This window comes from Burkholderia catarinensis (assembly GCF_001883705.2).
GTDB lineage: Bacteria > Pseudomonadota > Gammaproteobacteria > Burkholderiales > Burkholderiaceae > Burkholderia > Burkholderia catarinensis.
This window is the reverse complement of the sequence record NZ_MDEQ02000004.1, coordinates 259,838-276,419: the sequence shown is the minus strand read 5'-3', so window position 1 is coordinate 276,419 and position 16,582 is coordinate 259,838. Positions and strand designations below refer to the sequence as shown.

Below are 16,582 nucleotides of genomic sequence, written 5' to 3'. Positions count from 1 at the left end.
CCGCCACGCCGGCCCGCGTGTGCGGGCCGGCCCACTCCGCCACCCGCCACGTCATGCCGACTGAACAACAGGGCACTGCCCATACGACGATCGACGGCGAGCCGATTCCGACGCTCGACGAAATTGCCGCGCAGCATTTCGCGTTGTCACCCTGGGTCGCGCGCACGCCCGTGTTCGAACGCGCCGACCTGCCGTCCCTCGAGGGCACGCACGTCAACTTCAAGTTCGAGCTGCTGCAGGCGAGCGGCAGCTTCAAGGCGCGCGGCGCATTCACGCACCTGCTCGCGCTCGACCAGGCGCGCAAGAATGCCGGCGTCACCTGCGTGTCGGCCGGCAATCACGCGGCGGCCGTCGCGTATGCGGCGATGCGGCTCGGCAGCAGCGCGAAGGTCGTGATGTTCCATACCGCGAGCCCGACGCGCATCGCGCAGTGCAAGCAGTACCGCGCGGAAGTCGTGCTCGCGGGCAGCGCATCGCAGGCGTTCGATCTCGTACGGCGGATCGAAGCCGAGGAAGGCCGCTTCTTCATCCATCCGTTCAACGGCTATCACACGATACTCGGCACCGCGACGCTCGGCTACGAATGGGCGACGCAGACACCCGACCTCGACGCGGTGATCGTGCCGATCGGCGGCGGCGGGCTCGCGGCGGGCATGGCGACCGCGCTGCGGCTCGCGAATCCGCGCGTGCACGTGTATGGCGTCGAGCCGGAAGGCGCCGACGCGATGAGCCGCAGCTTCGCGGCGAATCACACGATCAAGATGAGCGCGATGCAGACGATCGCCGATTCGCTGATGGCGCCGCATACCGAGGAATACAGCTACCAGCTGTGCCGGCGCCACGTCGATCGCATCGTCACCGTGTCCGACGCCGCGCTGCGCGCGGCGATGCTGTTCCTGTTCTCGCACCTGAAACTGTCGGTCGAACCGGCGTGCGCGGCCGCGCTCGCCGCGCTGCTCGGCCCGCTGCGCGAAACGCTGCAGGGCAAGCGCGTCGGCGTGCTGCTGTCGGGCACGAATACCGACCCCGGCACGCTCGGCATGCATCTCGCGCACGCGAAACTGCAGCACTGACCCCGCACCGGGCACCGGCGAACAAACCTAGGGTCTGTTTACATATGGAACGCACATGCGAATGCCCGAAATCGCTCGGAGGGCAAGAAGTGAGGAGCGCCGTTTGGCCGTGCCAAACAAGCGACGAGCGACGCCGCCATACGGGCGATTTCGGGCATTCCCGTGACTTGATTTTTTAATTTGGGGTTGCCACGAGAACGGCCGCTCGCCGCGTTGCGCTCCTTGCGAATACGTCAGTATTCGCGGCGTCACGCGCCTCGCGAGCGGCCGTTCTCGTGGCAACGCATGCGCGTTCCATATGTAAACAGACCCTAGGGTTATCCCCAGATTATGTTGACAGCCCTGTTGATAACCCGCCGCACACGCACGCAAGTGGTTGAGCGCGCAGCGTTTTGCCCGCGCGGGGGTCGATCGACGCGAAATGGGCAGATGCGGCCGCTGATCGGCGCCATCGCGATCGCGCTGCTCGCCGGTTGCGCAACCCCGCCCTCGCCCATGGTCAACGCGCCGCCGGCCTGCACGCGGCCGGGCGAGAACCGCATGCTGCAGGCCGATCTGCTGTTCGGGCGCGACATCGCCGGGCGCGGCCCCGTCACCGATGCGGAACGCGCGGCGTTCCTCGCCGACACCGTCACGCCGCGTTTCCCCGACGGTCTCACCTACTGGGACACGCACGGCCAGTGGCGCGACCGCGCAAGCGGCGGGATCACACGCGAAGACAGCTTCGTGATCCGTATCATCGCCGGCGATACGCCCGATACGCGCACACGGCTCGCCGCAATCCGGCAAGCGTACGCGGAGCGATTCCGGCAGCAATCGGTCGGCATGACGCTCGTGCCGGCCTGCGCGTCGTTCTGATTCCATTTCCCCCGCTGTCGGCGACGCGCAAAAAAAACGGGCGCCCGAAGGCGCCCGTCGCATGCATGAACAGCGGCGTACCGCTTACTTGTTCTCGAACATGTCCATGATCTGCTGCTTCTCCTGCGGCGTGACGGGCGGCGGTGCGAGCCCTGCCGCGCCGGCCGAACCGAGCGCGTCGTTCGCGCTGATCGCATTCTCGGCCGGGTTGATGTCGACGTTCGCGACGAAGCCGTTGCCCGGCGTGCGATCGGCGTAGTACAGCTCGCCGTCGATCGAGGTCAGGCCGTCCGCCATCGGCATCTGCTGCTCGGGCACGCCGTTCAGCGCGGTGCGCATGTAGTTCACCCAGATCGGCAACGCGAGCTGCGCGCCGAATTCACGGCTGCCGAGGCTCTTCGGCTGGTCGAAGCCCATCCACGCGACCGCGACGATCGACTGCTGGTAGCCGGCGAACCAGCCGTCCTTCGCGTCGTTCGTCGTACCCGTCTTGCCCTGCAGGTCGCCGCGGCCCAGCGCGTTGGTGCCCGCGCCCGTGCCGGCCGTCGCGACCGAATGCAGCAGGCTGTTCATCACGTATGCGTTGCGGCCTTCGATCGTGCGCGGCGCCGTGCTGCCCGCGATCACCGGCTGCGACTTCTGCAGCGGCTGGCCGCGCGCGTCGTCGACTTCGGCGATCAGGTACGGATCGACCTTGTAGCCGCCGTTCGCGAACACCGCATAGCCGCTCGCGAGCTGCAGCGGCGTCACGAGGCCCGCGCCGAGCGCCATCGGCAGGTACGGCGGCGTCTTCGCGGGATCGAAGCCGAAGCGCTGCGTCACGTACTGCTGCGCATACTGCGTGCCGATCGATGCGAGGATCCGGATCGACACGAGGTTCTTCGAACGCTGCAGGCCGGTGCGCATCGTCATCGGGCCGTCCGGCTGGTCGTCGTCCTTCGGCTCCCACGCGGTGCCGCCGGGTACGCTCGGCGGGAAGTACAGCGGCGCGTCGTTGATCATCGTCGCCGGCCCCATGCCCTTGTCGAGCGAGGCCGAGTAGATGAACGGCTTGAACGACGAGCCCGGCTGCCGCCATGCCTGCGTCACGTGGTTGAACTTGCTCTTGTTGAAGTCGAAGCCGCCGACGAGCGAGCGGATCGCGCCGTCCTGCGGCGCGATCGCGACGAGCGCGCCTTCGACCTGCGGCAGCTGTACGACCTGCCAGCCCGCCTTGCCGTCCTTCAGCACGCGCACGACCGAGCCCGGCTTGATGCGCAGCGCATTGTTCGCGCGGGGCCCGAGCGCGGCCGACACGAAGCGCAGCCCGGCCGGGCCGATCGTCGTGGTCGCGCCGCCGACGAACTGCACCTCGACCGCGTTCGGCGCGGCCGACAGCACGACCGCCGACTGCAGGTCGCCGTTGTCCGGGTGATCGGCGAGCGCGTCGTCGATCGCCTCGTCGCGTTCGTCGCCGGCCGCGGGCAGGTTGATCGACGCTTCCGGCCCACGATAGCCGTGGCGGCGCTCGTAGTCGAGAATGCCGCGACGCACGGCCTGGTATGCGGCCTCCTGGTCGGCCGAGTTGATCGTCGTCGTGACGGTCAGCCCGCGCGTGTAGGTTTCGTCCTTGTACTGCTGGTACATCATCTGCCGCACCATCTCGGCGACGTATTCGCCGTGCACCGCGTACTGGTTGCCCGGCGTGCGCACGTGGATTTCTTCCTTCACGGCCTCGTCGTACTGCGGCTGCGTGATGTAGCCGACCTCGAGCATGCGCTTCAGGATGTATTCCTGGCGCACCTTCGCGCGCTTCGGATTGACGACCGGGTTATACGCGGACGGCGCCTTCGGCAGCCCCGCGAGCATCGCCGCTTCCGCGAGCGTGACGTCCTTCAGGTCCTTGCCGAAGTACACGCGCGCGGCGGCCGCGAAGCCGTACGAGCGCTGGCCGAGATAAATCTGGTTCATGTACAGCTCGAGGATCTGGTCCTTCGTCAGGGCCTTCTCGATCTTGTACGCGAGCAGCATTTCGTAGATCTTGCGCGTGTAGGTTTTTTCACTCGACAGGAAGAAGTTGCGCGCGACCTGCATCGTGATCGTGCTCGCACCCTGGCGCGCGCCGCCGTGCATCAGGTCGGCGACGCCCGCCCGCAGGATGCCGACGAAGTCGACGCCGCCGTGCTCGTAGAAGCGGTAGTCCTCGATCGCGAGCACGGCCTTCTTCATCACGTCGGGAATGTCCTGGAAGCGCACGAGGCTGCGGCGCTCCTCGCCGAACTCGCCGATCAGCACGTGATCGGCCGAAAACACTCGCAGCGGCACCTTCGGCTGGTAGTTGGTCAGCGCATCGAGCGACGGCAGTTGCGGCGCCATCACGACCAGCGCGTAGCCGACGATCAGCGCGCCGACGATCGCCAGCGTCGCGAACAGCCCGGCGAACCACAACGCGACGCGCGAGCCGAACGTGCGACGGTGCCCTCCGCTGCCGTCGCTGCGCTGTGCGCGGCGGCCGTCGTCGCGATCGTCGTCATCGGGGTAATAGGCTCCGGACGGTGAACGGCGCAACGTGTAGTGGGGTTCGTTCCTGTCGGAAGAAGAAGGCGGTCGTTTGATAATTGGCATGTCGGAATGGCGGGCGTACATCGCGCCCTCGAACGCATGCGGAAATGCAAGCGGATGAATCAGAGTGGGTGCATCGTGATGCGGCTGTCACGTCGACAGACCCCGCCGCGCGGCGATCCGTTCCCGCGACGTGACAGCGCATTTTAATGAAATCGACCGGGTGCCTTCGCGATTTTTTGTAAAAATTCCCGCAACGCCGTGATTTGCGGAACGTATTGTCGGCATCCTCGGCCTATCATGGACACGCAATCCGGCGCGCACGGCCGATTTTCTTTCAATCGCGAAAGGTTCGACATCCTGATGCGCAAGCCGCTTGAACTCGCGCGTTTAAGCCGTATTTAAGTGAACCGGTGGTGTAATATCCGCCGGCTCACGCGGGTCGGAACCGGCTCGCAACGGGTACTGCCGCGGTCACGCGGCGCCTTTCAACCACGGAGGATTTCATGTCGCTTTTCGACTCTGTTTCGCGCACGATCAAAGGCCTGCTGAACGATGCGGCCGATTCGGTACAGGATCCGTCGCGCGACGCACGGCAGATCGTGCGGGAGCTCGACGACAGCATCGGCCGTGCCGAGAATTCGCTGATCGAGATCGAGGCACAGGTCGCGACCCAGCGCAGCAAACGCGATGCGGCCGACGACAAGGTGAAGAAGTACGAGGACGGCGCGAAGCGCGCGCTGCAGTCCGGCGACGAAGCGCTCGCGCGCGAGGCACTCGCTGCGCAGTCGAACGCGGAAGCCGAGCGCGATGCGCTCGCAGCCGAACTGACGACGCTCGAGCCGTCGGTCGACAAGCTGAAGGGGCAGATCGCCGACATGCGCCGGCGCCGCAACGACCTGAATGCGCGCTCGAACATCCTGCAGGCCAAGCAGGAAATCGCACAGGCGAAGGACGTCGCGGCCGGCGCGTTGGGCGGCATCGGCGGCAAGAACCTGTCCGAGGATTTCCAGAAGCTCGAGGACAAGGTCGCGCTGCAGAACGCACGCTCGGACGCGCGCCTCAATTCCGCCGACACGTCGAGCGGCAAGGCGCTCGACGACAAGCTCGCCGCGCTGAACAAGGGCCCGTCGGTCGAGGATCGCCTCGCCGCGCTGAAGAAGCAGCTCGACACGCCCGCGCAGTAACGGCAACCGCGCCGCGGCCCGGCCCGGGCACGCGGCGCGAACCGATCGTCAGGAGACGGGCGCCTGCGCCCGGTTCGACCATGAAGAAATCTCTCGCCGCACTCGGCCTCTCGCTGATGTTGCTGTCGTCCGCCGCGTTTGCGGTACCGTCGCTGCAGCAGGTCGAGCAGTCGATCGCGCAGCGCGACTGGCAACGCGCCGACACGCAGCTGTCGCAAGTCATCGACGCCCATCCCAACAACGCGCACGCGCACTACCTGTATGCGCAGGTGCTGGACCGCGAAGGCCGCGCGTCCGATGCGCTCGCGCAACTGCAGCGCGCGAAATCGCTCGATCCGCAACTGAAGTTCACCGACGCGTCGCGTTTCGCGCAGACGGAGTCGCGCATCCGCGCCGACGCCGCGCGCGTGAGCGGCACCGCGCCGTCGGCCACGCAGGCCGGTACGCTGCAGCCGTCGCTCGCGCCCGCCGTCGCCCCGGCCGAAAAACACGGCCCGTCGACCGGGATGTGGATCGGCCTCGGGCTGATCGTCGCGGTGATCGCGCTGGTGCTGCGCTGGACGCTGCGGCGCGCACGCACGACCGACGACAGCCGCGCCGACGACGAACGCCGCACGCAGCTCAAGCGTGCCACCGACGTGCTGAACGACATCCGCCCGCTGAAGCTCGACGCGAAGCTGTCGACGGCGCCCGGCGTCGCGGCGCTCACGGGCGAACTCGAAGCGATCGAGACCGACGCGCGCACGCTCGTCGAGGCGCTGTCGAACGGCAAGAACCCGGTGCCGCCGTATCGCGTCGATGAACTCGAACAGCGCCATGCCAGCGTGAAGGCACGCGTCGAAGGCCGTCCCGACCCGGCCGCGCAACCCGCGGCACCGGCGAACGGCAGCGGCTCCGTGTACGCGCAGGAAGCCGATCGCATGACGGGCGCGCCGGGCCAGCCGTATCCGCAACAGCCTTACCCGCAACAGCAGCCGCCCGTCGTGATCCAGCAAGGCGGCGGTGGTTTCGGCGGCGGGATGGGCGGGCTGCTGACCGGCGTACTGCTCGGCGAGGCGATGTCGGGCGGCCGCGAGCGCGTGGTCGAACGCGACGTGATCGTCGACGGCGAGCACCGCCGGCAGGACGCCGGCCCGGGCTTCGACGTCGGCCGCGGCGACGATTCCAGCTGGAGCGACGGCAGTGGCGGCGGTGGCGGCGGCATGGATCTCGGCAGCAACGACGACGGCTGGACGGACGACAACACCTGACCCTGCGCAGCGCGTCGACGCACCGCGCGACACGCTGCAACGCACGCTACGCTCCCCTGCATGACCCGCCGCGCCGACGCGCGGATTTGTCAATCATTTCAAGATGGGCTACCGGCAATGGGGAGCGTTCGCTATCATGCGGCCATCGGCGTGCCACCGACCCTCATTCGACGCAATGCATCCCTGCGCGTCGCGGCACGCCTCCCCTCGCCCCAATCAGGAAGGAGAAAGCCGCTCATGAGCATCATCAAGGAATTCAAGGAGTTTGCCGTCAAGGGCAACGTGATGGATCTCGCCGTCGGCGTGATCATCGGCGGTGCGTTTTCGAAGATCGTCGACTCGATCGTGAAAGACCTCATCATGCCGGTCATCGGCTTGCTGACGGGCGGCCTGGATTTCTCGAACAAGTTCGTTCTGCTCGGCACCATCCCCCCGACGTTCAAGGGTAATCCCGATTCGTTCAAGGACCTGCAGGCCGCCGGTGTCGCCGCGTTCGGTTACGGCTCGTTCATCACGGTGGCGATCAATTTCGTCATCCTCGCATTCATCATTTTCCTGATGGTGAAATTCATCAACAAGCTGCGCAAGCCGGAAGAAGCCGCGGCGGCCGCGACGCCGGAAGATACCGTGCTGCTGCGCGAGATCCGCGATTCGCTCAAGCAGCGCTGATCGCCGAGCGCCTCGCCTGCCAGGCCCGCCCCGTGCGGGCCTTTTTATTGCGCGCGCCGTGCACTGCCGCATGCGGCCTATCTCACTTTTTTGTGACGGGCGAATGCACGCGCGGGGAAAGCAGGTCTATGATGGAGACTAAACGACAGTACGGGCGCCAAGACGCTGGCTGTGTCGATCATGGCGAGCAGGTCGACGGGAGACATTGATCGTCGTACTGCACGAATGCAGCATTTTCGTGTGCTATAAAGGATCGACATGCGGCGTACATAGCCGGGAGTGGGTCGCATGAAAGTGCCGCATTTCTTGCAATTGTTTTTGAGGCGAGTGTTTATGTCCTTCCCGAAAAAACGTCGGCGTGCCCAACAGGATGGCCAGGAGTCATTCCTCGCGGTTTTGCGCCACTCGAAACCGTTTGCCCAGCTCGACACCAAGATTGCCCGCGCCCGTGCGCAGGACGAACCCGTCCTCTACGCGCATGTGCTGCCCGGTCTCGATGTGCTCCTGTGCAGCGTGCGCGGCGCCCAGCCGCCCTATCCGGCCATCGCCGATCTGCGCAAGCGCTGCATCGAATCGATCGCCAACGCGCTCGAGCAGCCGCTGGACGGCCTCGAAAACGGCGGATACTGGTACGAAGCGAACGGCTTCGGCTTCCTCGTGTTCGCCAGCCGTGCGCGTGCGCGCATCCTGCCCGAGTTTGGTGCAGGTACGAAAGCGAGCCTGCGCGGCGGGCTCGGTCGCCAGAACGCCGGCGACACGACACCTCGCTCGCTCGGCTGATCCGCCAGCCATTCGATGGGCCGCCTCCGGGCGGCCCATCTGCCATTCACGCGCCCCGCTTGCTCGTCACGATGCCTGCTGGCGGCCGTTGCCCGGCCGCACGATGTCGATGAACGCGGCGAAATCGGCGCCAGCGAGCCCCTGCGCGGCACCAAGCCGCAGCACCTGCTGCACGGTGGCCGACACGGGCATCACCGCGCCCGTGTCGCGCGCCGCGTCGGCGATAGCGTCGACATCCTTCTGGAACGTACTGAGCGCGCCAATCGGCGGATGACCGCCCGACGTCATGCGCGGCACGAACGTCTGCAACAGCACCGAATCAGCCCAGCCGCCGGCCAGTGCCTCGGCCAGGCGCGCGGCGTCGATGCCGCTCGCCTGCGCCAGACCGACGGCCTCGGCGATCGCGGTCACCGTCGCGGTGACGATCGCCTGGTTGCACAGCTTCGCCGTCTGGCCCGCGCCCGCGTCGCCCATGTGCGTGATGCGCGACGCATATGTGTCGATCAACGGCCGCACCGCGTCGAGATCGGCCGCGCGGCCGCCGGCCATCACCGCGAGCGTGCCGGCCTGCGCGCCCGGCACGCCGCCCGACACCGGCGCATCGACCCAGCCGACGCCGAGTGCGGCCGCGCGCGCCGCGTAGTCGCGCGTCGCGGCGGGCGCAATGCTCGAATGATCGACGATGCGCTGCAGGCGGCGCGCAGCAGCGTCGCCGGAAAGCAGCCCGTGCTCGCCGAACACGACGTCGCCGACCGCACGGCCGTCGAGCACGCACACGAATACCGTGTCGACGCGTTCCGCCAGTTCGCGCGGCGTGCCGACCACCTGCGCGCCGTCCTTCACGAGCGCCTCGGCCTTGTCGCGCGAGCGATTCCACACGCTGACCCGATGCCCGGCCGCCAGCAAATGCCGAATCATCGGCGCGCCCATCAATCCCGGTCCGCAAAATCCGACTTCCACGATATGCCCCGTCTCCGATATGGGTTGAACTTGCAGCCCATCATACCTATCACTCAAAGAAGCCGGGCACGCGCGGCGCCGCTTCGGGACCACGGCTTGCGCCGGCGAACCATACCGATATCCCAGGGAGCGCATCATGAGCGACCACGTGTACAAGATGATCGAGCTGACCGGTTCGTCGCAGCAATCGAGCGACGACGCCATCCGCAACGCAATCTCGAAAGCCGGCAAGACGCTGCACAACCTGCACTGGTTCCAGGTGACCGAAACACGCGGCCACATCGAAGGCGACCAGGTCGTGCACTGGCAGGTCACGTTGAAGGTCGGCATGCGCATCGACGACTGACGCGCCCGTCCCCTCACCCGCCGCGTCGCGATCCGGATCCGTGCAATACGGACCCGCGCGGCGCCGCGCGTCCCGCATTTCACCTCGTTCGGTCCCCTGGTCGAGCCCCCGCCGGCGGGTAGCCGCGGGTATCCATCTCTTGACGCTGATTTTCGTTCATATTAAAAACGATATACCCACCCCACCCCTCGATCAGCCGAGCCATATAAACCGGAGATAACATGAGTCAGCAACGCGAGGCGATCGACACGTACCTCTTGCGCGTCTTGCACACCTTGTTGATGGAGCGCAGCGTCACGCGCGCGGCCGTCAAACTGAACCAGTCGCAACCGGCGATCAGCGCCGCGCTGCGGCGCCTGCGCGACATCACCGGCGATCCGCTGCTGGTGCGCGGCAAGTCCGGCATGGTGCCGACCGAATACGGGCTGCGCCTGCTCGAGCCCGTACAGAACGCATTGCGTGAAATCGAGCGCATCAAGTTCCAGCAGCACAACTTCGACCCAGCCACGTCGATCCGCTGCTACCGGATCGGCTGCCCCGACTACCTGAACGTGCTGTTCGTGCCCACCGTCGTCGAGCGCTTCCGCCTGGCCGCGCCGAACGCGACGCTCGAGTTCCACTCGCTCGGCCCCGCGTTCGACTACGAGCTCGCGCTGGAGGACGGCAAGCTCGACATCGTCGTCGGCAACTGGCCCGAACCGCCCGAGCAACTGCACCTGTCGAACCTGTTCGTCGACGAAATCGTCTGCCTGATGAGCAACACGCATCCGTTCGCGAAGCGCGGCGGGCTCACGCTCGACCAGTACCTGAACGCGCCGCATCTTGCGCCGACGCCGTACTCGGTCGGCCAGCGCGGCGCGATCGACGTGCATCTCGCGCGCGAACGGCTCAAGCGCCACGTGGTCGTCACGCTGCCGTACTTCAACCTTGCACCTTACGTGCTCGTGAAGTCCGACCTGATCTTCACGACAACGCGCCTGTTCGCCGATCACTACGCGAAGTTCCTGCCGCTGTCGGTCGTGCCGGCGCCGCTCGACTTCCCGCCGATGCAGTACTACCAGCTGTGGCACGAGCGCTGCCATTACTCCGACGAAGTGCGCTGGTTGCGCAGCCTCGTCGCCGAAGCCACCCGCACGCTGATCGAGCAGTAACGGTACGCGCCGCCCGTGCCGGCGCGGCGCGGCGACCGCGGCACGCCCGGCAAGGCGGCCGCCGCGCGGCTTCAGCGTTTCTTCAGCGCGATGCTTCGACGAGTGCGTGCGCGAGTGCGTTATGACGCTCGATGACGGGCGGCAGATCGAGCGTCGCCAACCGCCCTTCCCGTACCACCACCTTCCCGTTCACCACCGTATACGCCGTCTGCGACGGTGCGCAGAACACGAGCGCCGCGACCGGATCGTGCAGCGCGCCCGCGAACAGCGGCTGGCGCAGGTCGAATACGGCGAAGTCCGCGGCCATGCCGGGTTTCAGCGCGCCGATATCGTCGCGGTTCAGCACCTTCGCACCGCCGAGCGTCGCGATTTCCAGCGCTTCGCGCGCGGTCATCGCATCGGGTCCGAAACCGACCCGCTGCAGCAGCAGCGCCTGCCTCACTTCCGCGACCATCTGCGCGCCGTCGTTCGACGCGGAGCCGTCGACGCCGAGGCCGACCGGCACGCCCGCGAGACGCATCTTCTTCACCGGCGCGATGCCCGATGCGAGCCGCATGTTCGAGCACGGACAGTGCGCGACGCCCGTGCCGGTGCGCGCGAACAGGCCGATGCCCGCATCGTCGAGCTGCACGCAGTGCGCATGCCACACGTCGTGGCCGACCCAGCCGAGATCCTCCGCATATTCGGCGGGCGTCATCCCGAACTTCTCGCGGCTGTACGCGATGTCGTTGACGTTCTCGGCCAGGTGCGTGTGCAACGACACGCCGTATTCGCGCGCGAGCACGGCCGCGTCGCGCATCAGCTCGCGGCTCACCGAGAACGGCGAGCACGGCGCCACCACCACGCGCAGCATCGCGTAGCGGCCTTCGTCGTGATAGGTCTCGATCAGGCGCTGCGCGTCGCGCAGGATGTCGGGCTCGCGTTCGACGACCGAATCGGGCGGCAGCCCGCCGTCGCGCTGGCCGACGCTCATCGCGCCGCGGCTCGCGTGAAAACGCATGCCGATCCGCTGCGCGGCGCCGATGCTGTCGTCGAGCCGGCTGCCGTTCGGGTAGATGTACAGGTGGTCGCTCGACGTCGTGCAGCCCGACTGCAACAGCTCGGCCATCGCGGTCAGCGTCGACACCTCGATCATCTCGGGCGTCAGGTGCGCCCAGATCCGGTACAGGTTCGTGAGCCAGCCGAACAGCTCGGCGTTCTGCGCGGCCGGCACCGCGCGCGTGAGGCTCTGGTACATGTGGTGATGCGTGTTCACGAGCCCCGGGATCACGAGGTGGCCGCGCAGGTCGAGCACCTCGTCGGCCGTGTCGGGCAGCTCGCCGGTCGGGCCGACCGCGACGATCCGGTTGTCTTCGATGTAGAGCCCCGCGTCACGCAGCTCGCGGCGCGTGTCGTCCATGGTCACGAGCACGTCGGCGTGCTTGACCAGCAGGGTTTTCGGGCGGGATGGGGATGCGTTCGGCGCGCGTGCGCCGGCGTGCTGCTCGAGGTTCATGCGTTCTCCGCGTCGGTCAGCCCCCAGGGGCTGATCCTGGAGGCGGTCACAAAGCCGTTCGAACGCTGAATCGCGGCACGCCCCGGTGCCTGCGTCCGTTCGAACGCCCTGGCCCGGTTACCCGGCGTGCTCGCCGTCTTCGGGGTGCGCGCGGGCCACGGGCCGACGCGCACGGCGGGAGGATCGCCCAAGCGCGCGCGGCGCACAATGCGCGATCCGGAATACCGTGTTTCACGGTTTCGATATGGTACGCCGCACGAGGCCCCGCCGGACGCCCGAAACATACGCTGAAAACCGTATCCGGCGTGCCGTCGACAGCCGCTCATGCGCGGCGCATTATCTTCGATATCGCGCCCGTATTTGCACGGGGAACCTTTTTACAATGCCTGCACGGCGCTCGCTTCAATTTCGCCGACGGGTATGTAGCCACGTGACGTGGAGCCTCGATCCGCCGCACGGTCAATGGATCGAGTCGCCGCCGAACCTCGCATTCACACAAGGACACAACGAATGGGAAAGCTCACTACCCACGTACTCGATACGGCGCACGGTCGTCCCGGCGCCGCACTCAAGGTGGACCTCTACGCGCTGGACGGCGAATCGCGCCGCGCGATCAAGACCGTGCTGACCAATAGCGACGGCCGCTGCGACGAACCCCTGCTCGAAGGCGCCGCGCTCGCCGCCGGCGAATACGAACTCGTGTTCCATGCCGGCGACTACTTCGCGTCGCTCGGCGTGAAGGTTCCCGAACCCCGTTTCGTCGACCGCGTCGTGCTCCGCTTCGGCATCGCCGACACCGGCTCGCACTACCACGTGCCGCTGCTCGTGTCGCCGTGGTCGTACAGCACCTATCGCGGCAGCTGACACACGCATCAGCGCCCGTATCAAGACAAACGATCTGAGTCTGGAGGAGTTTCATGGAAGGCTTCATCACCGACTGGCTGAACCTCGCGCTGCGATGGCTGCACGTCATCGTCGCCATTGCGTGGATCGGCGAGTCGTTCTATTTCGTCGCGCTCGACAACAGCCTGAAACCGCCGACCGACCCGAACCAGCGCAAGCGCGGTGTGTTCGGCGAGCTGTGGCACGTCCACGGCGGCGGTTTCTACAACATGCAGAAGTACACGGTCGCCCCGCCGGAAATGCCGGATGACCTGCACTGGTCGAAGTGGCCGTCGTACACGACCTGGCTGTCGGGCTTCTCGCTGTTCTTCGTGCTGTACCTGCTCGCACCGAACACGTACCTGATCGACAAGAGCGTGCTCGACATGGGCCCGGTGGTCGCCGTCGCATCCGCGCTCGGCTTCCTCGCGGCCGGCTGGATCGTCTACGACTCGCTGTGCCGCATCCTCGGCACCAACGACCGCGTGCTCGGCATTTGCGTCGGCCTCTACGTCGTCGTCGCGGCGTACCTCGCGTGCCACATCTTCTCGGGCCGTGCCGCCTACCTGATCGTCGGCGCGATGCTCGCGACGATCATGTCGGCGAACGTGTTCTACGTGATCATCCCCGGCCAGCGCAAGATGGTCGACAAGATGCTCAAGGGCGAAGAGCCGGACCCGATCTACGGCAAGCGCGGCAAGCAACGCTCGGTGCACAACACGTACTTCACGCTGCCGGTCGTGTTCGCGATGCTGTCGAACCACTATGCGATGACGTACACGAACAAGTTCAACTGGGTCGTGCTCGTGCTGATCATGCTGGCCGGCGCGCTGATCCGCCAGTTCTTCGTGATGCGTCACCGCGGCAAGCAGCTGTGGTATCTGCCGATCGGCGGCGTCGCGCTGCTGTCGGGCGCACTGGTGTGGACGATGCCGAAGCCGGTCGCGCCGGAAGCGCAGGCCGCGAACGCGCCGAAGATCGTGATCAACGACATCATGCCGATCCTGCAGCAACGCTGCGTCGAGTGCCACTCGTCGAAGCCGACGCTGATGGGCAGCGCACCCGCGGGCGTGATGTTCGACACGCCGGACGAAGTGTCGAAGAACGCGCAGCGCATCTACGAACAGGCCGTGCGCCTGAAGGCAATGCCGATCGGCAACGTCACGCACATGACCGACGACGAGCGTATGAAGCTCGCCGCCTGGTTCGAGGGTGGCGCGGTCAAGTAAGCCGCCGTGCGCCGGTTGCCGGGTATCGGTCGCCGGCGCGATCCTCTCCGTTCGCGAGCCCGGTGACGGGCCCGTCTTTTTGCGTGTTCCGAAGGCGCCGCCCGCTAGCCGCGCATCGCGTCGCGCTGCAGCGCGACGAGCGCATCGAGCGCACGGGGGCCGTCGTCGAACGGCACGAAGATGTGATCGTGGTATGCGGCGGCCATCACGTTGCAGCTGATGCCTGCCGCGCCGAGCGCGCGCGCGAATGCGGCCGTGAGGCCGACGGCCGCGAGGTCGGAATGCACGGTCAGCGTGATCCACGCGGCGCGCAACAGCACGGGCCAGCCGCGACGCGCGGCCGTCTCCTCGTCGACCACGACCGTCAGCCCTTCCGTTTCGCGGAACGTCGCAATCGTTTCGGATAACGATACTTCCGCATCGGCCGGCAGCGCCACGAACGCGAATGCGCCCGGATGCAGTTCGGGTTGCATCGTGCGCAACAGGATCGCAAGGTCGTTTTCAGGCTGGCTCATCGGAAGAACACGTCCTGAACCGGACGTCGTGCGGTGGCGATGCGGGCACGATAGCACGCGCGATACCGGCGCGAAACGCGGGGGCGCGGGGGTTCACGCCGGACATCTGGCGGGCACGGCTTACCCGTCGACAGCCTCCGGCAGCCGCGCGATCGCCTTGATCTCGAACTGGAACCCGTACAGCCAGGTCACGCCGACGGCGGTCAGCGTCGGATGCGGCGCATCGCCCCAGTATTCGGGGACGATCTCCCAGACCCGCTCGAACGTCGCTTCGGGATCGACGAGGAAGACCGTCACGTCGACGACATCGTCGAACGTGCAGCCGGCCGCGCGCAGCACCGCATTCAGGTTGTCGAACGCGCGGCGGACCTGCGCGCCCAGTTCCGGTTCGGGCGAACCGTCCTCGCGGCTGCCGACCTGCCCGGACACGAACAGGAAACCGTTCGAGCGCAGCGCCGGCGAATAGCGGTTGCGGTCGTACAGCGCCTGGCGACCGGGCGGAAAAACTACGCTACGCTTTGCCATCCAACACCTCCATCTGTCAGTGGGGCGAAGCCGCCCCCGCATCAACGATGAAGGCACTTTATGGCGCGTTGCGCGGCGGATAAACGGGCAACCCTGTCCAACACTGTTTGCGCGCCCCAAACAATTTCCGACCGACGCGGAGCCCTGACCCGATGGATCGATTCGACGCAATGCAGGCGTTCGCCCGCGTGGTGGAAGCCGGAAGCTTCACGAAGGCGGCCGAGACGCTGCACATGAGCCGCACCACCGTCACGCAACTGGTGCAGCAGCTCGAAGCGCGGCTGCGCGTGAAGCTGTTCAACCGCACGACACGCAAGGTCGTCGTCACGGCCGACGGCGCCGCGTACTACGACCGCGTGGTGCGACTGCTGGCCGACATGGACGATGCCGAAACGAGCCTGTCCGCTGCGTCGGCCGCGCCCAGGGGACGGCTGCGCGTGGACGTGCCGAGCCCGTTCGCGCGCCTGATCCTGATTCCCGCGCTGCCGGCGTTCCACGCGCGCTATCCGGACATCCAGCTCGACATGGGCGTGAGCGACCGTGTAGTGGACGTGATCGGCGAGAACGTCGACTGCGTCGTGCGCGGCGGCGAACCGGCCGACCGGTCGCTGGTCGCGCGCCGCGTCGGCGACCTGCGGCTCGGCGTGTACGCGTCGCCGGCCTATCTCGCGCGCGCCGGCATGCCGGCGCATCCGGGCGAACTGGAAGACACGCATCACCGGATCGTCGGCTTTCTTTGGGCGCGCACCGGCAAGGCGCTGCCGTTTGCGATGGAATGCGACGGCGAGCAAATCAACGTGCGCGGACGCTACGTCCTGGCGGTCGACGACGGCAATGCCTACCTCGAGGCCGGCCTCGCCGGGCTGGGCATTCTGTGGCTGCCCGACTACATGGCCGCCGCGTATCGCGCCCGTGGCGAACTGGTGCCGCTGTTCGAACGATGGCGGCTCGAACCGATGCCGATGTACGTCGCGTTCCCGCCGCACCGGCACGTCAGCGCGAAGCTGCGCGTCTTCGTCGACTGGATCGCCGACCTGATGGCGCAGCATGCGCCGGTCGCGAACCGGCGGCGCGGCGGCCACGGTTCGCGGGATACGCGCAAAGCCGTGACGACCTGAATC

Annotated in this window: 16 protein-coding genes; 11 read left to right on the top strand and 5 right to left on the bottom strand. The window is 67.0% G+C overall.

The annotated features are described in order from the left end of the window. Positions 1–53 precede the first annotated feature (53 nt). Positions 54–1,073 (top strand): threonine/serine dehydratase family protein, encoded by a 1,020-nt coding sequence (locus tag BFF94_RS08470; protein WP_128842133.1) that lies wholly within the window; start codon positions 54–56, stop codon positions 1,071–1,073. Positions 1,074–1,502: 429 nt separating this feature from the next. Then, entirely contained in the window at positions 1,503–1,931 is a 429-nt protein-coding gene (locus BFF94_RS08465) for a DUF3574 domain-containing protein (RefSeq protein WP_246637248.1), read from the top strand. 84 nt (positions 1,932–2,015) lie between these two features. On the opposite strand, the gene BFF94_RS08460 is transcribed toward BFF94_RS08465, so the two are convergent. Continuing rightward, positions 2,016–4,535 (bottom strand): penicillin-binding protein 1A, encoded by a 2,520-nt coding sequence (locus BFF94_RS08460; RefSeq protein ID WP_162285556.1) that lies wholly within the window; start codon positions 4,533–4,535, stop codon positions 2,016–2,018. Positions 4,536–4,978: 443 nt separating this feature from the next. Here BFF94_RS08460 and BFF94_RS08455 point away from each other — a divergent pair, with 443 nt between their 5' ends. The 4 genes from BFF94_RS08455 (at position 4,979) to BFF94_RS08440 (ending at position 8,358) form a co-directional block, all read left to right on the top strand. Continuing rightward, on the top strand, positions 4,979–5,659 hold the full coding sequence (locus tag BFF94_RS08455) for a PspA/IM30 family protein (protein ID WP_128844677.1): 681 nt from the start codon (positions 4,979–4,981) through the stop codon (positions 5,657–5,659). Between the two features lie 80 nt (positions 5,660–5,739). After that, positions 5,740–6,909, top strand: a complete 1,170-nt coding sequence (locus tag BFF94_RS08450) for a tetratricopeptide repeat protein (RefSeq protein ID WP_219139205.1) — start codon at positions 5,740–5,742, stop codon at positions 6,907–6,909. Between the two features lie 237 nt (positions 6,910–7,146). Continuing rightward, on the top strand, positions 7,147–7,578 hold the full coding sequence (gene mscL, locus BFF94_RS08445; protein ID WP_128844683.1) for a large conductance mechanosensitive channel protein MscL: 432 nt from the start codon (positions 7,147–7,149) through the stop codon (positions 7,576–7,578). A 333-nt stretch (positions 7,579–7,911) separates the two neighbouring features. After that, a complete protein-coding gene (locus BFF94_RS08440) occupies positions 7,912–8,358 on the top strand; it encodes a hypothetical protein (RefSeq protein WP_006402711.1) in 447 nt (148 codons plus the stop codon). A 66-nt stretch (positions 8,359–8,424) separates the two neighbouring features. Here BFF94_RS08440 and BFF94_RS08435 read toward each other — a convergent pair whose 3' ends face one another. After that, a complete protein-coding gene (locus tag BFF94_RS08435) occupies positions 8,425–9,318 on the bottom strand; it encodes an NAD(P)-dependent oxidoreductase (RefSeq protein WP_219139204.1) in 894 nt (297 codons plus the stop codon). Between the two features lie 136 nt (positions 9,319–9,454). On the opposite strand from BFF94_RS08435, the gene BFF94_RS08430 reads away from it, so the two are divergent. Then, positions 9,455–9,664, top strand: coding sequence for a dodecin (locus tag BFF94_RS08430; protein ID WP_021160372.1), 210 nt, complete (start codon positions 9,455–9,457; stop codon positions 9,662–9,664). Positions 9,665–9,885: 221 nt separating this feature from the next. Then, positions 9,886–10,815, top strand: coding sequence for a LysR substrate-binding domain-containing protein (locus tag BFF94_RS08425; RefSeq protein WP_128843922.1), 930 nt, complete (start codon positions 9,886–9,888; stop codon positions 10,813–10,815). Between the two features lie 82 nt (positions 10,816–10,897). Here the strand turns inward: BFF94_RS08425 and BFF94_RS08420 are convergent, their stop codons facing one another. Next, positions 10,898–12,310: an 8-oxoguanine deaminase gene (locus BFF94_RS08420; RefSeq protein WP_128843921.1), complete on the bottom strand. Its 1,413-nt coding sequence runs from the start codon at positions 12,308–12,310 to the stop codon at positions 10,898–10,900. 510 nt (positions 12,311–12,820) lie between these two features. On the opposite strand from BFF94_RS08420, the gene uraH reads away from it, so the two are divergent. Both uraH and BFF94_RS08410 read left to right on the top strand, forming a co-directional pair. After that, positions 12,821–13,174 (top strand): hydroxyisourate hydrolase, encoded by a 354-nt coding sequence (gene uraH / locus BFF94_RS08415; protein WP_047900958.1) that lies wholly within the window; start codon positions 12,821–12,823, stop codon positions 13,172–13,174. Between the two features lie 53 nt (positions 13,175–13,227). Beyond that, the gene (locus BFF94_RS08410; RefSeq protein WP_128843919.1) at positions 13,228–14,421 is read left to right on the top strand and encodes a urate hydroxylase PuuD; all 1,194 of its coding nucleotides are present in this window, start codon (positions 13,228–13,230) and stop codon (positions 14,419–14,421) included. A gap of 104 nt (positions 14,422–14,525) precedes the next feature. Here BFF94_RS08410 and BFF94_RS08405 read toward each other — a convergent pair whose 3' ends face one another. Both BFF94_RS08405 and BFF94_RS08400 read right to left on the bottom strand, forming a co-directional pair. Continuing rightward, on the bottom strand, positions 14,526–14,936 hold the full coding sequence (locus BFF94_RS08405; protein ID WP_128843918.1) for an ACT domain-containing protein: 411 nt from the start codon (positions 14,934–14,936) through the stop codon (positions 14,526–14,528). Positions 14,937–15,056: 120 nt separating this feature from the next. Next, positions 15,057–15,461: a RidA family protein gene (locus tag BFF94_RS08400; protein WP_128843917.1), complete on the bottom strand. Its 405-nt coding sequence runs from the start codon at positions 15,459–15,461 to the stop codon at positions 15,057–15,059. A gap of 152 nt (positions 15,462–15,613) precedes the next feature. Here BFF94_RS08400 and BFF94_RS08395 point away from each other — a divergent pair, with 152 nt between their 5' ends. Next, positions 15,614–16,579: a LysR family transcriptional regulator gene (locus BFF94_RS08395; protein ID WP_128843916.1), complete on the top strand. Its 966-nt coding sequence runs from the start codon at positions 15,614–15,616 to the stop codon at positions 16,577–16,579. The last annotated feature ends 3 nt before the right edge of the window (positions 16,580–16,582 follow it).

Bases quoted from the DNA above. Each gene is read 5' to 3' on its own strand.
- BFF94_RS08455 (WP_128844677.1), top strand. From the start codon at position 4,979: ATGTCGCTTTTCGACTCTGTTTCGCGCACGATCAAAGGCCTGCTGAAC.
- BFF94_RS08430 (WP_021160372.1), top strand. From the start codon at position 9,455: ATGAGCGACCACGTGTACAAGATGATCGAGCTGACCGGTTCGTCGCAG.
- BFF94_RS08440 (WP_006402711.1), top strand. From the start codon at position 7,912: ATGTCCTTCCCGAAAAAACGTCGGCGTGCCCAACAGGATGGCCAGGAG.
- uraH (WP_047900958.1), top strand. From the start codon at position 12,821: ATGGGAAAGCTCACTACCCACGTACTCGATACGGCGCACGGTCGTCCC.
- BFF94_RS08425 (WP_128843922.1), top strand. From the start codon at position 9,886: ATGAGTCAGCAACGCGAGGCGATCGACACGTACCTCTTGCGCGTCTTG.
- BFF94_RS08465 (WP_246637248.1), top strand. From the start codon at position 1,503: ATGCGGCCGCTGATCGGCGCCATCGCGATCGCGCTGCTCGCCGGTTGC.
- BFF94_RS08410 (WP_128843919.1), top strand. From the start codon at position 13,228: ATGGAAGGCTTCATCACCGACTGGCTGAACCTCGCGCTGCGATGGCTG.
- BFF94_RS08405 (WP_128843918.1), bottom strand. From the start codon at position 14,936: ATGAGCCAGCCTGAAAACGACCTTGCGATCCTGTTGCGCACGATGCAA.
- BFF94_RS08400 (WP_128843917.1), bottom strand. From the start codon at position 15,461: ATGGCAAAGCGTAGCGTAGTTTTTCCGCCCGGTCGCCAGGCGCTGTAC.
- BFF94_RS08460 (WP_162285556.1), bottom strand. From the start codon at position 4,535: ATGCCAATTATCAAACGACCGCCTTCTTCTTCCGACAGGAACGAACCC.
- BFF94_RS08420 (WP_128843921.1), bottom strand. From the start codon at position 12,310: ATGAACCTCGAGCAGCACGCCGGCGCACGCGCGCCGAACGCATCCCCA.
- BFF94_RS08470 (WP_128842133.1), top strand. From the start codon at position 54: ATGCCGACTGAACAACAGGGCACTGCCCATACGACGATCGACGGCGAG.
- mscL (WP_128844683.1), top strand. From the start codon at position 7,147: ATGAGCATCATCAAGGAATTCAAGGAGTTTGCCGTCAAGGGCAACGTG.
- BFF94_RS08395 (WP_128843916.1), top strand. From the start codon at position 15,614: ATGGATCGATTCGACGCAATGCAGGCGTTCGCCCGCGTGGTGGAAGCC.
- BFF94_RS08450 (WP_219139205.1), top strand. From the start codon at position 5,740: ATGAAGAAATCTCTCGCCGCACTCGGCCTCTCGCTGATGTTGCTGTCG.